This window comes from Mycolicibacterium neoaurum, from assembly GCF_036946495.1.
Taxonomy (GTDB): domain Bacteria; phylum Actinomycetota; class Actinomycetes; order Mycobacteriales; family Mycobacteriaceae; genus Mycobacterium; species Mycobacterium neoaurum_B.
On the sequence record NZ_JAQIIX010000002.1, the window covers coordinates 1,900,269 to 1,913,362 of the forward strand.

Below are 13,094 nucleotides of genomic sequence, written 5' to 3' on the forward strand. Positions count from 1 at the left end.
GTATCATCAAAAGAGTACTGGAAGAACTCCTGAAGTACTATCGCAGGATGTCCGAGCTGGTCGAGCGTGGTTTCGCCACCCGCAGACAGATCCGGCTGTTCGACGAACTGCTGGAGATGATGCTCGCCGAGGGATTCGGCCACCTGACGCTCGACGAGATCGCGGCCCGGCTGCGCTGCTCGAAGACCACTCTCTACGCCTTGGCATCCAGCAAGGACGAACTGGTGCGGCGGGTCACCGTGCACTTCTTCAAGCGCGCGACGGTCGCGGTGGAGACCAGCCTGGCGCGGACGGGCGACCCACGCGCTCGCGTGGCGGCGTATCTGACCGCGGTCGGAGCCGAGTTGGCGGTGGCGTCCGAGGCGTTCATGGCGGACATGAACGCGTTCGCCCCGGCGCGCGAGGTCTACGAAGCCAACACCGCGGCCGCTTCGGAGCGGGTGCGCCAGCTCATCGAGGAGGGCGTGACCGCGGGAGCGTTCCGCTCGGTCAACGCCGCCTTCGCCGGAGATCTCATCGCCACCATGATGGTGCGCATCCAGCAGCGCGAGGTGGGTGCGGCCACCGGGCTCAGTGATGCCGAGGCCTACACCGAGTTGGCAACACTGCTCACCGACGGCCTGCGGGCCTGATCAGACCGCAGAACCGGCCGGACCGCAGAACAGGCCGGACCGCAGAAACGACATGGTCGCCATCACCTGAGGCAATGGCGACCATGTCGTGGAATCCGGCGAACGGGATACCGGGCCGAGTGATTACAGCGCGGCGTTGATCGCGTCGACGCGATCCTTGGCATCGCCGAAGAGCATCTGGGTGTTCTCCCGGAAGAACAGCGGATTCTGCACACCGGCGTACCCGGACGCCATGGAACGCTTGAACACGATGACGTTGTCGGCATTCCACACTGTCAGCACCGGCATACCGGCGATCGGTGACCCTGGATCCTCCGAGGCGGCCGGGTTGACGGTGTCATTGGCCCCGATCACCAGCACGACCGAGGTGCCGTCGAAATCGTCGTTGATCTCGTCCATTTCGAGCACGATGTCGTAGGGCACCTTGGCCTCGGCCAACAGCACGTTCATATGCCCGGGCAACCGGCCCGCGACCGGGTGGATACCGAAGCGTACGTCGACCCCGCGCTCGCGCAGCTTGCGGGTCAGGTCGGCGACCCCGTACTGGGCCTGCGCCACGGCCATGCCGTAGCCCGGTGTGATGATCACCGAGGACGCATTGGCGAGCAGTTCCGCCGCGCCCTCCGCGGTGATCTCGCGGTGTTCGCCGTAATCCTTGTCCTCCGCGGGACCGGCTTCGATACCGAAACCGCCTGCGATGACGGAGATGAACGAACGGTTCATCGCCTTGCACATGATGTAGGACAGGAACGCACCGGACGAGCCGACCAGGGCGCCGGTGATGATCAACAGGTCGTTGCCCAGCAGGAAGCCCGATGCCGCGGCGGCCCAGCCGGAGTAGCTGTTGAGCATCGAAACGACGACCGGCATATCGCCACCGCCGATCGAGGCGACCAGATGCCAGCCCAGCAGCAGGGCCAGCACGGTCACCACGACCAGCAGCCACAGCTGCGGCTCGATGACGAACCACACCGTCAGCGCGATGAAGACCACCAGCGCGCCGATGTTCAGGAAGTTCTTGCCGGGCAACATCAATGGCGCGGATTTGATCCGGGCCGACAGTTTCAGGTTCGCCACGATCGACCCGGTGAAGGTCACCGCGCCGATGAACACGCCGATGAACACCTCGGCCGAATGGATGCCCAGCATGCCCTGGCCGGCAAGATGCGCGGCCTCGGCGCCATCCGGATGGGCCTCCACGTGCAGATAGCCGTTCCAGCCCACCAGCACGGCCGCCAAGCCGACGAACGAGTGCAGCAACGCGATGAGCTCGGGCATGCCGGTCATCTCGACGATCTTGGCCCGCCACAGACCGATCGCCGCACCGATGGCCATGGCGCCCACCAGCAGGCCGAGGCCCAGCGGTTCGATATCGCGGCCGATGGCCAACACGACGGTGGCGATCAGCGCCACCGCCATGCCCGCGATGCCGAAGGTGTTGCCGGCCTTGGACGTTTCGTGTTTCGACAGGCCCGCAAGGGCCAGGATGAACAGCAGCGCCGCGACCACATAGGCCGCGGTGGCCGCGGTTTCCAGAGAAAGCATGGGGAATCCGTTCACAGAGAGTGTGGTGAGAAGTGGGGGCAGCGCCTAGCTGCGGGAGAACATCGCGAGCATGCGGCGGGTCACCGCGAAACCGCCGAACACATTGATGCTGGCGAGCAGAATCGCCACGGTGGCCAACACGGTGATCGCCACGTCGCCGGTGCCGATCTGCAGCAGCGCGCCGACGACGATGATTCCCGAGATCGCGTTCGTCACCGACATCAGCGGGGTGTGCAACGCGTGGTGCACACCGCTGATCACGTAGTAGCCGATGACGATCGCCAGCGCGAACACCACCAGGTGCACCTGCAGTGCGGCCGGCGAGATCGCGATCAAGGCGAACAACGCGGCCGCGCCGGCGAACGTCAGGCCGAGCCTGCGCTGAGCCGACATCGGCGGCTTGGGAGCCGGCTTCTCGACCGGGGCGGCGGCCGCCGCGGCCGCAGGCGCCGCGGACACCTGCACCGGCGGGGGCGGCCAGGTGACCTCGCCGTCACGCACCACGGTGACCGAGCGCTGGACGACATCGTCGAAGTCCAGGGTGAGCCGGCCGTCCTTCTCGGGCGTCACCAGCTTGAGCAGATTCACCAGGTTGGTGCCGTAGAGCTGCGATGCGGTGGCGGGCAGGCGGCCGGCCAGATCGGTGTAGCCGATGATCGTCACACCGTTGTCGGTGACGATCGCCTGGTCCTTGACCGTGCCCTCGACGTTTCCACCGTTCGAAGCGGCCATGTCCACGATCACGCTGCCCGGACGCATGGAGGCGACCATCTCGGCGGTGATGATCCGCGGCGCCGGCTTACCCGGGATCAAGGCCGTGGTGATGATGATGTCGACCTCGCGCGCCAGCTCGGCGTACAGCTGTGCCTCGCGGGCCTTGTAGTCCTCGCCCATTTCCTTGGCGTAGCCGGTGGCCGACACCTCGGCGGCCGCCGGGTCGACGGAGACGTACTCACCGCCGAGGGACTTGACCTGGTCGGCGACCTCGGGACGAGGGTCGGTGGCCTTCACGATGGCACCGAGGCTGCCCGCGGCGCCGATCGCGGCCAGACCGGCCACCCCGGCACCGACAACCAGGACCTTGGCCGGCGGCACCTTGCCCGCCGCGGTGACCTGACCGGTGAAGAACCGCCCGAAGCTGTGTGCGGCTTCGACGACGGCCCGGTAGCCGGCGATGTTGGCCATCGACGACAGCACGTCCAGCGACTGCGCGCGTGAGATGCGGGGCACCGCGTCCATCGCCAATACCGTGATCGGGCGCGCCGACAGCTTCTCCACGAGCTCGGGCTTCAGCGCCGGCGAGATCAGGCTGACCAGCGTCGCGCCGTCCTTGAGTGCCGCGATCTCGGTGTCATCAGGGGCATTGACCTTCAGTACGACGTCGGCCGACAGTACTTCGCCGGTGGTGCCGATGCCGGCGCCCGCCTCTACATAGGCGGCGTCGGAGAAGCTCGAGGCTGCGCCCGCGCCGGTCTCTACGACGACGTCATAACCGAGCTTGATGATTTGCCCAACGGTCGCAGGCGTCGCCGCGACCCGTGTCTCGCCCGCGTGAGTTTCGCGCGGAATGCCGATGATCATCGGAAGAGTCTCGCATTTGCCCGCGAATTGCGTGTATGCCCCTCATGCGGTGAGCGGTCGGCCGACGTCGCCCAGCGTGGGCAAACACGCGAAACGCGGCGTGCGGGCGTGCGCCAGCTCACAACGGGACTACAACCAGTCCCGCCTACGAAACATCACGTACAGGATGGCGACCAGCACCACGATCAGTGCCGAACTGGTGACGAACCCGGCGGTCGTCTCGATGCCCGGGTAGAGCACGTTCTGTCCGTAGAACCCAGTGATGGCCGTGGGCACCGCGATGATCGCGGCCCAGCTGGTCAGCTTCTTCATCACGGTGTTCAGCCGCGCGTCCTGCAGTGACAGATTGGTCTCGAACACGGTGGTGACCATGTCACGCAGGGACTCGGTCCATTCCGAAGCGCGCAGCACATGGTCGTAGAGGTCGGCGTACAGCGAGTCCAGGGACGGCGCGCTCGTGGGCGATTCCCCGTCGAGGCGTCGGTGCTGGATCGCGCCGACCACCTCACGCATCGGCAACACCGCGCGCCGCAGCTCGACGAGTTCCTTACGGAGCCGGAACGTCCGGCGCTGCAGCCCGCGCCGCGGCCCGCGCTCGTCGAAAAGCTCGTCCTCCAGTCCCTCGATCGCGTCATCGAGGGACTGCACGGCATCGAAGTGCCCGTCGACGACGACGTCGAGCAGTGCGTGCACAAGCGCGCCCACCCCGTACTGCTGGCCGCCCAGTTCGTCGAACCGTTCGGAGACCTCGCGGATGTCGAAGTGCACCTCGGGGTGATTGACCGCGGGCAGACGCACCGTGATCAGTCCGCGGGGCAGCACGAACGCCGAAATGCGGTGTTTGACCAGGGTGGAGGTGATGGACTCGTCCTCGCCGGTGCCCAGGATGTCCACGGCATAGACGGTGAAGAACGTGTGCGTGCGGTACACGCTGGCCTTGGTCCGCTCCTTGGGCGCCACGGCGTCCTCGACGGCCCACATGTCCAGGTGCAATTCGGCGGCCAGCGCCGCGAGCGCGTCATGGTCGGGGTCGTAGATATCGGCCCACACCAGGCGGTCCTCGGATGCGAGGCAGTCCGAGATCGCCTCGAAGGTGAATTCGTCGTCATGGGATTGCCCGCCCCGCCACAACCGGCCGGTCACTGTCGTCACTCGGCCATCATTCACCGGATTTCTGGGCATCCAGGTATTGGACAGGCTTGCAGAAGATAATCCGTGGCACCACTGACGAAGGAACTCCCATGTCCGATATCGAAACCGTGATCGTCATCATCGCCGCACTGGTCGCGGTGACGGTCGTCGTGACGCTGCTCGTCAGCACATCCAAGGGCCGCAACGGTCGTCGCTAGCCCGGTGCGCGGAGTTTCACCGCGCAGCCGGCTGGGCACCCGCAATTAGCGCACGCGTCGATTAGCGCGGCGTCCGTAGCCCAGCAAGGAGCGAATATGTCTGACACGAACACGTTGTGGATTGTCGTTGCCGCGGTGGTGGTCATCGCAATCGTGGTGGGTCTGGCTCTGGTCGCCAGGCAGAAGCGACGTCGGGCCGCCGCTGAGAAGATGCGCACCGAGCTCGAGGCCGAACGCGAGCAGGTGGCCAAGCGGCAGGCGCTGGCCGACGAAACCGACGCGCGGGCGCGGGCGGCAGCGGCCGAGGCGGAGGCCAAGGCGGCCGAGGCGCGCAGGCTGGCCGACCGGGCATCGTCGCATCAACAGACGGTGGCCGCGCAGCAAGAGGAACTCGACGAGCGCAGCAAGCGCATCGACAAGCTGGATCCGGACGTCAAGACCGGCAAGCGGGACGATCGTGTCGATGATGGCGACACGGCCACCGGTGCCGCACCGCGGCGGGTCGACAATCTGCGCTGAGCTGTTTCGGTCTCGGATGGGCGGCGAACACGTATCGACATGGGTCGAACCGTGTCGGCCGAGTTGATGCGCGTCCCACCATGTTGGGCATGGAAATGGTGATCGAACGCGGGCAGGCCCGGTGTCCCTTCTGTGTATCCGTGGCCGATTACCGATTCATCGAGAACGACCGCAGCCTGGTGCGTTACGAGGTGCACTGTCGGTCCTGCGGTGAGCGATACCGCGAGAAGCTGGGTCCGGCCGCCGTGTCGACCGCCCCGGCTGTGCAGCCGTGGTTGCCGGAACCCGCGAAGCTGCCCGCGGTGCCGCTGAGCGAGCGACTGCGAACTGTCGCCGCGGGTGCCCGTGAACGCACGGCGGCGGTGTCCGCGGCCGTGGCGGCCTCCACCGCCGCGGCCTGGCAGCGCCGAGATGTACCACCGTGGGTGACCTCCGCACTGGCGCGCGCCCAGCGCGGATAAAACTCACCTCGATTCCAGATCTTCTCCGACTGCCCCCACCCGGGTAGCAATACGCGGGTGAACACGACGCGGTCCGCCGACCCCTGCTGTTGCTGCTGAACTCGTCCGTTCAGTCCCTTCCCAGCAACAGAGAGTCGGTCGTCAGTGTCCGTTTTCGTCGATATCGTGCCCGACCCGTCGGCGGTCGACTCGCCGCGTCCCGCGCCACCCCGTCATCGACTGCGCGCCGTCCTCACCAAGGCCGGACTGCCGCTGCTGTCGGTGCTGGTGTTCTTCGCAGTCTGGCAGGTGGTCGCGAGCGCCGGCATCTGGAACCAGACCTTCGTGCCCTACCCGAGCACGGTGTGGCGCGCATTCGTCGACGTCTCCACCACGCATGACGGCGTGCGCGGTTACGCCGGTTACCTGCTCTATGAACACCTCTACATGACGCTTCGCCGGGTGCTGGCCGGCGTGGTCATCGGCGTGGTGTTCGGCGTGCTGCTGGGTTTGTTGATGGGATCGGTTGGCTGGCTGCGCAGTGTGCTCGAGCCGTGGCTGACATTCCTACGGGCGCTTCCGCCGCTGGCCTACTTCTTCCTGCTCGTCATCTGGCTGGGTATCGACGAAGCTCCTAAGATCACCCTGCTCGCCCTGGCGGCGTTGCCACCGGCCGCGGTGGCCACCACCGCCGCCGTCGTCGCGGCGCCGGTCGGGTTGCAGGAGGCGGCCCGTGCGCTGGGCGCGACCCGGGCCCAGGTGATCCGCGATGTCGTGGTGCCCGCCGCGCTACCGGAGACCTTCACCGGTATCCGGCTGGCGGTCGGCATGGCCTATTCGTCGGTGGTCGCCGCGGAGCTGTTCAACGGAATCCCGGGTATCGGCGGATTGGTCAAGGACGCAAGTAATTACAACAACACCCCTGTCGTGCTGGTCGGGATCTTCGCCATCGGGTTCTCGGGTCTGGTCATCGACGGATTGCTGCGGTCGCTGGAGCGGCGTGCCGTCCCCTGGAGAGGAAAAATCTAGATGAAGTTCAAATCTCTACTGGCAGTGGCTTTCAGCGTGATCGCGCTGGCCGGCTGCGCGGTGGACAACTCCGGATCCGGCGGTGGCGGAACCGATCCGGCCAAGCCCACGCTGCGTATCGGCTACCAGACCTTCCCCAGCGGCGACCTGATCGTCAAGAACAACAAGTGGCTCGAAGAGGCGTTGCCCGACTTCAACATCAAGTGGATCAAGTTCGACTCGGGTGCCGACGTCAACACCGCGTTCATCGCCAAGGAACTCGATTTCGGAGCGCTGGGCTCCAGCCCGGTCGCCAGGGGGCTGTCCGCACCGTTGAACATCCCCTACAAGGTGGCCTTCGTGTTGGATGTCGCCGGTGACAACGAGGCGCTGATCGCCCGCAACGATGCGGGGGTCAACAGCATCCCCGATCTGCGCGGGAAGCGGATCGCCACGCCGTTCGCCTCGACCGCGCACTACAGCCTGTTGGCAGCGCTGGCGCAGAACGGCTTATCGCCCAACGATGTTCAGCTGATCGACCTGCAACCACAGGCCATCCTGGCGGCCTGGGAGCGCGGGGACATCGACGCCGCATACACCTGGCTGCCGACGCTGGACCAGCTGCGCAAGACCGGCAAGGATCTGATCACCAGTCGTCAGTTGGCCGCCGACGGCAAGCCCACCCTCGATCTCGGTGTGGTGGCTGACGCCTTCGCCCAAGAACACCCCGAGGTCGTCGATATCTGGCGTAAGCAGCAGGCCCGCGCACTGGACACCATCTCCGGCGATCCGGCCGCCGCGGCAAAGGCGATCGCCGCCGAGATCGGTCTGCCTGAGAGCGAGGTGGCCGGACAGCTCAAGCAAGGTGTGTACCTGACCCCGGCCGCCGTGGCCTCGCCCGAATGGCTCGGCTCGGATGGGGCGCCGGGCAATATCGCCACGAACCTGCAGAGCGCATCGCAGTTCCTCGCCGACCAGAAGCAGATTCCGGCGGCTGCGGACCTGAAGACTTTCCAGGACGCCATCTACGTGAAGGGGCTTCCCGGTGTCATCGCGGGCGGCTGAGCCGGCCGGCGGACTGCGTATCGCCAATGTCGCCCACCGATACGGCCGCGGCGCCGATCAGGTGACCGCGTTGGGGCCGGTGGACCTGGAGGTGGAACCGGGGGCCTTCCTGGTCCTGGTCGGTGCCTCCGGGTGCGGGAAGAGCACCCTGTTACGGCTGATCGCCGGGTTCGAATCGCCCAGCGAGGGTGAGGTGCAGGTCGGTGGGACGGCGCCGACACCCGGGGTCACTTCCGGGGTGGTGTTCCAGCAGCCGCGGTTGTTCCCGTGGCGCACGGTGGGCGGGAACGTCGACCTCGCACTGAAGTACGCCAAGGTGCCTCGGGAACGACGCGTCGAGCGCCGGGAGCAACTGCTGGAGCGCGTCGGGCTGGACGGCACCGCCGACCGCAAGATCTGGGAGATCAGCGGTGGGCAACAGCAGCGCGTCGCGATCGCCCGCGCGTTGGCGGCCGAGACACCGCTGTTCCTGCTCGACGAGCCGTTCGCCGCGCTCGATGCGCTGACCCGCGAGCGACTGCAGGACGATGTGCGTCAGGTCAGTGCCGAATCGGGGCGCACCACGGTGTTCGTCACCCACAGTGCCGAGGAGGCGGCGTTCCTCGGCTCGCGCATCGTGGTGCTGACCCGGCGACCGGGCAAGATCGCCCTGGACCTGCCCTCGGAGCTGCCGCGCACCGGTGTCGACGCCGACGAGCTGCGGCGGTCACCGGAGTTTCTGGAGCTCAGGAATGCGGTCGGCGAGGCGGTCAAGGCCGCTGCGGCCTGATCGCAGAGCAAAAAAGCACCCGCACGCCATGCGGCGCGCGGGTGCTTTTTACGTCTCGTCAGACCGGGGGATACGCCGGCGGCGGGTACACCCCGCGCAGACCCCAGGCCAGCCAGCTGAAGAAGAACTCACCCTCGTCGCTGATGTCGTAATCGGGATTAGGATCCATAGTCGCCTCCGCCGCACGCCCTGTTTGGCAGAAGTCTAAACCCACTGGGCGATCCCAGGACAGCCAAACCACCCTATTGCCTACACTGGCCAACCAGTTGATTGGTCAACCCCGGGCCGTCCGGGTCTGCAGATAGTGAGTCGCCATGTCCACCGAAGCCGCATCCAACGGGTCGTCCCGGCGCGACGAACTGCTGGCGGTCGCCGCCAAGCTGTTCGCCGCCCGCGGCTACCACGGCACCCGGATGGATGATGTCGCCGATGCGGTCGGGCTCAACAAGGCCACGGTGTACCACTATTACGCGAGCAAATCGCTGATCCTCTGGGACATCTACAAGCGGACCGCCGACTTCACCGTCGGTGCCCTGCACGACGATCCGACCGCCACCGCGCGCGAGACCATCTATCACTTCACCAGGCGTCTGCTCACCGGCATCGCCAACGATCTGGAGGCCGCCGCCGTCTACTTCCAGGAGGGGCCCTACATCTCGGAGTGGTTCACCGAGGAGCAGGTCGCCTACATCCGCGCCGCCGAGGCAACCGTGTACGAACACGTGCGCGATGTCATCGACCGGGGGATCGCCAGCGGCGAGTTCTTCGACTGCGACTCACATGTTCTGGCGCTGGGCTATATCGGCATGACCCTGGGCGCCTACCGGTGGCTGCGCCCGCACGGCAGGCGGACCGCACAAGAGATCGCCGTCGAGTTCAGCACCGCCCTGTTGCGCGGACTGATCCGCGATGAGGCCGTTCGCACGGCCGAGCCGCTCGGAGGTGCCCAGCAATGACCGATCTGTTCCGCCTCGACGGCAAGGTCGCCGTGGTCACCGGCGGTGGCCGCGGTATCGGCGTGATGATGGCCCGGGGATTGCTGCAGGCCGGAGCGGCCAAGGTGTACCTCGCCGCGCGCAAGCAGGCCGAGCTCGACGCGTCGGTGGCCGAACTGTCCGCCCTCGGCGCGGTCGAGGGCATCTCGGCCGACCTCGGTACCTCCGACGGGGTCCAGGCTCTCGCCGATGCTGTCGCCGCGAGGGAGGACAAGGTCCACGCGCTGTTCAACAATGCGGGCGCCAACTGGGGTGAGTCCTTCGAGACGTTCCCCGAGTCGGGGTTCGACCGGGTCTTCGACGTCAACGTCAAGGGCGTCTTCCTGCTGACCCGCGCACTGGTGCCGCTGCTGACGGCCGCCGCCACCGATGACGATCCCGCCCGCGTGGTGAACACCGGCAGCGTCGACGGTTTCCATGTGCCCGAACGCGGTCGCAACAACTTCTCATATGCGGCCAGCAAGGCCGCGGTCCACACGCTGACCCAACATCTGGCCGGTGAACTGGCACCCAAGATCCTGGTGAATGCGATTGCGCCGGGACTGTTCCCGTCACGAATGACCAAGGTGCTGCTGTCTGCCGGTGAAGAGGCCGTCGGTGCGGCACTACCGCTGGGCCGGGTCGGGCAGGCCGACGATATGGCCGGCATTGCGGTGTTCCTGGCCAGCCGCGCCAGCAGCTATGTCACCGGCACCGTGATCCCGGTGGACGGCGGAGTCAGCACCATCCGCTGACGCGCCGAAGAAAATGTGTGAACTGCGTCGCACCTGGGTAACTGGGTGTACATGTGTTCACTTGATCTTCGCGGGCTGACGAGATGGAGCCAGAAGCCCGCGCGTGACATCGCGACGGCGTCGCCGGAGGGCGGCACCACGATCAACACGATCCGCGGTTTGGCGGCCAGGGCCACCACTCCGCTCCTTCCCGACGACTACCTCAAGATGCTCAACCCGCTGTGGACCGCCCGCGAGCTACGCGGTGCGATCGTCGATGTCCGCAAGGAGACCGAGGATTCGGCCACCGTGGTCATCAAACCGGGGTGGGGGTTCGCGGCTGATTACCAGCCCGGCCAGTACGTCGGGATCGGCCTGCGCGTCGACGGCCGGTGGCACTGGCGGTCCTACTCACTGACATCGGTGCCCGAACGCGACGGCAAGCTGATCTCGATCACCGTCAAGGCCACTCCGGAGGGCTTCCTGTCCACCCACCTGGTCAACGGTGTGAAACCCGGAACAATTGTTCGCTTGGCGGCACCCAAGGGACAGTTCGCCCTGCCCGATCCGCCGCCGGTGAAGATGCTTCTGGTCACCGCGGGCAGTGGTATCACCCCCGTGATGGCCATGCTGCGGTCCATCGCCCAGCGCGGTCAGACCAGCAATATCGTGCACATCCATTCGGCGCCGTCACCGCAGGACGTCATCTTCCACGACGAACTCATGGAGATGCAGGACGGCAGGCCCGACTATCGGCTGCATCTGCAGATGACCGACCGGATGGGGCATCTGGACTTCGACGCGCTGGCCGATATCGTTCCGGACTGGACCGACCGGCCCACCTGGGCGTGTGGGCCCCCGGCCATGCTCGACGAGATCGAGCGGGTATGGAAGGCGGCGGGCCTGCCCGAGAACCAGTTGCACATGGAGCGATTCGTCATCGACCGAACCGACAAGGGCGGTGAGGGCGGCACGGTGACATTCGCCATCTCGGACAAGACGATCGAGGTCGACGGCGCCACCTCGCTGCTGGAGGCGGGGGAGTCCCTCGGCATCCAGATGCCCTTCGGATGCCGGATGGGGATCTGCCAAACATGCGTGCTGCCACTGGAATCCGGGCATGTGCGCGACTTCCGGTCAGGTACCGAGCACGGCGAGGGTGACCGGATACAGACCTGCGTCTCGACCGCGTCCGGCGACTGCACCATCAACGTCTAGGAGGAATCCGCATGGCCATCACCGATATCAAGGCATACGCCCACCTCACATCCGAAGATGTCGAACAACTCGAGCGCGAGCTCGACGCCATCCGGGCCGAGATCGAGGAATCCCGGGGTGAACGCGATGCCCGCTACATCCGCCGGTCCATCCAGCTGCAACGCGCCCTCGCCGTCGGCGGACGCATCGCATTGTTCAACAGCCGCAACAAGATCTGCTGGGCGGCGGGCACCGCGATGTTGGGCGCGGCCAAGATCATCGAGAACATGGAGCTGGGGCACAACATCATCCACGGTCAGTGGGATTGGATGAACGACCCGGAGATCCACTCGACGGAATGGGAGTGGGACACCACCTCGCCGGCCGTGCACTGGAAGAAGTCGCACAACTACATCCACCACAAGTACACCAATGTCATCGGCCTCGACGACGATATCGGCTACGGCATCATGCGGCTGACCCGCGACGAGCCGTGGGAGCGGTGGATGATCGGCAACTCGCTCTACAACTTCCTGCTCGGCACGCTGTTCGAGTGGGGCGTCGCATTGCACGGGGTGGAAACCACGAAATGGCGCAAGGGCGAAAAGACCATGGCGGAGATCCGCAAGGATCTGCGCATCATCGGCAAGAAGGTGGCCAAGCAGGTCGGCAAGGACTACATCGTCTTCCCGGCGCTGTCCGGACCCAACTGGAAATACACCCTCGGCGCGAACGCGGTCGCCAACCTGATTCGCAACTACTGGGCGTACGTGGTGATCTTCTGTGGTCACTTCCCGGACGGGGCAGAGAAATTCACCCGCGAGGAGTTCGAGCGGGAGACACGCGGAGAGTGGTATCTGCGCCAGATGCTGGGGTCGGCCAACTTCCATGCCGGACCGGTGATGGCCTTCATGAGTGGCAACCTCTGCTACCAGATCGAGCACCACCTCTTCCCGGATCTGCCGAGTAACCGGTACGCCGAGATCGCGGTCAAGGTGAAGGCCCTGTGCGACAAGTACGACCTGCCCTACACCACAGGCTCGCTGGCGCGGCAGTACAGCCAGTCATGGTGGACCATCGCCAAACTGGCACTGCCGAACAGGTTCCTCAAGGCCACCCCGGATGACGCGCCGGAGACCAACTCCGAGCTCAAATTCCGGATCCGCGACGGCGTGCGGGAATCCTTCGGGGTCGATCCCGCCACCGGTCGGCGACGGGGTTTGCGCACCGCACTGCGTGAGCTCCGGTCGGGGGAGATCGCGGCCGCCTGAGCAGGGTTAG

Annotated in this window: 14 protein-coding genes; 10 read left to right on the plus strand and 4 right to left on the minus strand. The window is 66.1% G+C overall.

Annotation, left to right across the window (positions count from 1 at the left end; translation table 11 throughout):
- Nucleotides 1–47 precede the first annotated feature (47 nt).
- Nucleotides 48–632, plus strand: a complete 585-nt coding sequence (locus PGN27_RS14425) for a TetR/AcrR family transcriptional regulator (RefSeq protein WP_335326716.1) — start codon at nt 48–50, stop codon at nt 630–632.
- Nucleotides 633–755: 123 nt separating this feature from the next.
- Here the strand turns inward: PGN27_RS14425 and pntB are convergent, their stop codons facing one another.
- The 3 genes from pntB to PGN27_RS14440 form a co-directional block, all read right to left on the minus strand.
- Complete coding sequence (gene pntB, locus PGN27_RS14430; protein WP_335326717.1) at nt 756–2,177, minus strand: Re/Si-specific NAD(P)(+) transhydrogenase subunit beta; 1,422 nt, start codon at nt 2,175–2,177, stop codon at nt 756–758.
- A 45-nt stretch (nt 2,178–2,222) separates the two neighbouring features.
- The gene (locus PGN27_RS14435) at nt 2,223–3,758 is read right to left on the minus strand and encodes a Re/Si-specific NAD(P)(+) transhydrogenase subunit alpha (protein ID WP_335326718.1); all 1,536 of its coding nucleotides are present in this window, start codon (nt 3,756–3,758) and stop codon (nt 2,223–2,225) included.
- A gap of 129 nt (nt 3,759–3,887) precedes the next feature.
- Nucleotides 3,888–4,910 carry a magnesium transporter CorA family protein gene (locus tag PGN27_RS14440; protein WP_335326719.1) on the minus strand — a complete coding sequence of 341 codons (1,023 nt, stop codon included), beginning with the start codon at nt 4,908–4,910 and terminating at the stop codon, nt 3,888–3,890.
- Between the two features lie 293 nt (nt 4,911–5,203).
- On the opposite strand from PGN27_RS14440, the gene PGN27_RS14445 reads away from it, so the two are divergent.
- The 5 genes from PGN27_RS14445 to PGN27_RS14465 all read left to right on the plus strand — a co-directional run bounded on the left by PGN27_RS14445 (nt 5,204) and on the right by PGN27_RS14465 (nt 8,908).
- The gene (locus tag PGN27_RS14445; RefSeq protein WP_335326720.1) at nt 5,204–5,626 is read left to right on the plus strand and encodes a hypothetical protein; all 423 of its coding nucleotides are present in this window, start codon (nt 5,204–5,206) and stop codon (nt 5,624–5,626) included.
- Between the two features lie 89 nt (nt 5,627–5,715).
- Nucleotides 5,716–6,087: a hypothetical protein gene (locus tag PGN27_RS14450; RefSeq protein WP_335326721.1), complete on the plus strand. Its 372-nt coding sequence runs from the start codon at nt 5,716–5,718 to the stop codon at nt 6,085–6,087.
- Between the two features lie 144 nt (nt 6,088–6,231).
- Nucleotides 6,232–7,095 carry an ABC transporter permease gene (locus PGN27_RS14455; protein WP_335326722.1) on the plus strand — a complete coding sequence of 288 codons (864 nt, stop codon included), beginning with the start codon at nt 6,232–6,234 and terminating at the stop codon, nt 7,093–7,095.
- On the plus strand, nt 7,096–8,139 hold the full coding sequence (locus PGN27_RS14460) for a taurine ABC transporter substrate-binding protein (RefSeq protein ID WP_335326723.1): 1,044 nt from the start codon (nt 7,096–7,098) through the stop codon (nt 8,137–8,139). It abuts the gene before it with no gap.
- Entirely contained in the window at nt 8,120–8,908 is a 789-nt protein-coding gene (locus PGN27_RS14465) for an ABC transporter ATP-binding protein (protein ID WP_335326724.1), read from the plus strand. The genes PGN27_RS14460 and PGN27_RS14465 overlap by 20 nt, the downstream gene beginning before the upstream one ends.
- Nucleotides 8,909–8,966: 58 nt before the next feature.
- Here the strand turns inward: PGN27_RS14465 and PGN27_RS14470 are convergent, their stop codons facing one another.
- On the minus strand, nt 8,967–9,077 hold the full coding sequence (locus PGN27_RS14470; protein WP_019514171.1) for a hypothetical protein: 111 nt from the start codon (nt 9,075–9,077) through the stop codon (nt 8,967–8,969).
- A gap of 145 nt (nt 9,078–9,222) precedes the next feature.
- On the opposite strand from PGN27_RS14470, the gene PGN27_RS14475 reads away from it, so the two are divergent.
- The 4 genes from PGN27_RS14475 to PGN27_RS14490 are packed head-to-tail and all read left to right on the plus strand — an operon-like array spanning nt 9,223 to nt 13,084.
- The gene (locus PGN27_RS14475; protein WP_335326726.1) at nt 9,223–9,864 is read left to right on the plus strand and encodes a TetR/AcrR family transcriptional regulator; all 642 of its coding nucleotides are present in this window, start codon (nt 9,223–9,225) and stop codon (nt 9,862–9,864) included.
- A complete protein-coding gene (locus tag PGN27_RS14480; protein WP_335326727.1) occupies nt 9,861–10,637 on the plus strand; it encodes an SDR family oxidoreductase in 777 nt (258 codons plus the stop codon). Before PGN27_RS14475 ends, PGN27_RS14480 begins: the two co-directional genes overlap by 4 nt.
- A gap of 51 nt (nt 10,638–10,688) precedes the next feature.
- Nucleotides 10,689–11,834: a ferredoxin reductase gene (locus PGN27_RS14485; protein WP_335326728.1), complete on the plus strand. Its 1,146-nt coding sequence runs from the start codon at nt 10,689–10,691 to the stop codon at nt 11,832–11,834.
- Nucleotides 11,835–11,845: 11 nt separating this feature from the next.
- Nucleotides 11,846–13,084 (plus strand): fatty acid desaturase family protein, encoded by a 1,239-nt coding sequence (locus tag PGN27_RS14490; RefSeq protein ID WP_335326729.1) that lies wholly within the window; start codon nt 11,846–11,848, stop codon nt 13,082–13,084.
- Nucleotides 13,085–13,094: the final 10 nt, after the last annotated feature.

Coding starts and splice junctions, on each gene's coding strand:
- PGN27_RS14480 (WP_335326727.1), top strand. CDS start 9,861: ATGACCGATCTGTTCCGCCTCGACGGCAAGGTCGCCGTGGTCACCGGC.
- PGN27_RS14490 (WP_335326729.1), top strand. CDS start 11,846: ATGGCCATCACCGATATCAAGGCATACGCCCACCTCACATCCGAAGAT.
- PGN27_RS14450 (WP_335326721.1), top strand. CDS start 5,716: ATGGAAATGGTGATCGAACGCGGGCAGGCCCGGTGTCCCTTCTGTGTA.
- PGN27_RS14485 (WP_335326728.1), top strand. CDS start 10,689: ATGTGTTCACTTGATCTTCGCGGGCTGACGAGATGGAGCCAGAAGCCC.
- PGN27_RS14435 (WP_335326718.1), bottom strand. CDS start 3,758: ATGATCATCGGCATTCCGCGCGAAACTCACGCGGGCGAGACACGGGTC.
- PGN27_RS14445 (WP_335326720.1), top strand. CDS start 5,204: ATGTCTGACACGAACACGTTGTGGATTGTCGTTGCCGCGGTGGTGGTC.
- PGN27_RS14425 (WP_335326716.1), top strand. CDS start 48: ATGTCCGAGCTGGTCGAGCGTGGTTTCGCCACCCGCAGACAGATCCGG.
- PGN27_RS14475 (WP_335326726.1), top strand. CDS start 9,223: ATGTCCACCGAAGCCGCATCCAACGGGTCGTCCCGGCGCGACGAACTG.
- PGN27_RS14460 (WP_335326723.1), top strand. CDS start 7,096: ATGAAGTTCAAATCTCTACTGGCAGTGGCTTTCAGCGTGATCGCGCTG.
- PGN27_RS14470 (WP_019514171.1), bottom strand. CDS start 9,077: ATGGATCCTAATCCCGATTACGACATCAGCGACGAGGGTGAGTTCTTC.
- pntB (WP_335326717.1), bottom strand. CDS start 2,177: ATGCTTTCTCTGGAAACCGCGGCCACCGCGGCCTATGTGGTCGCGGCG.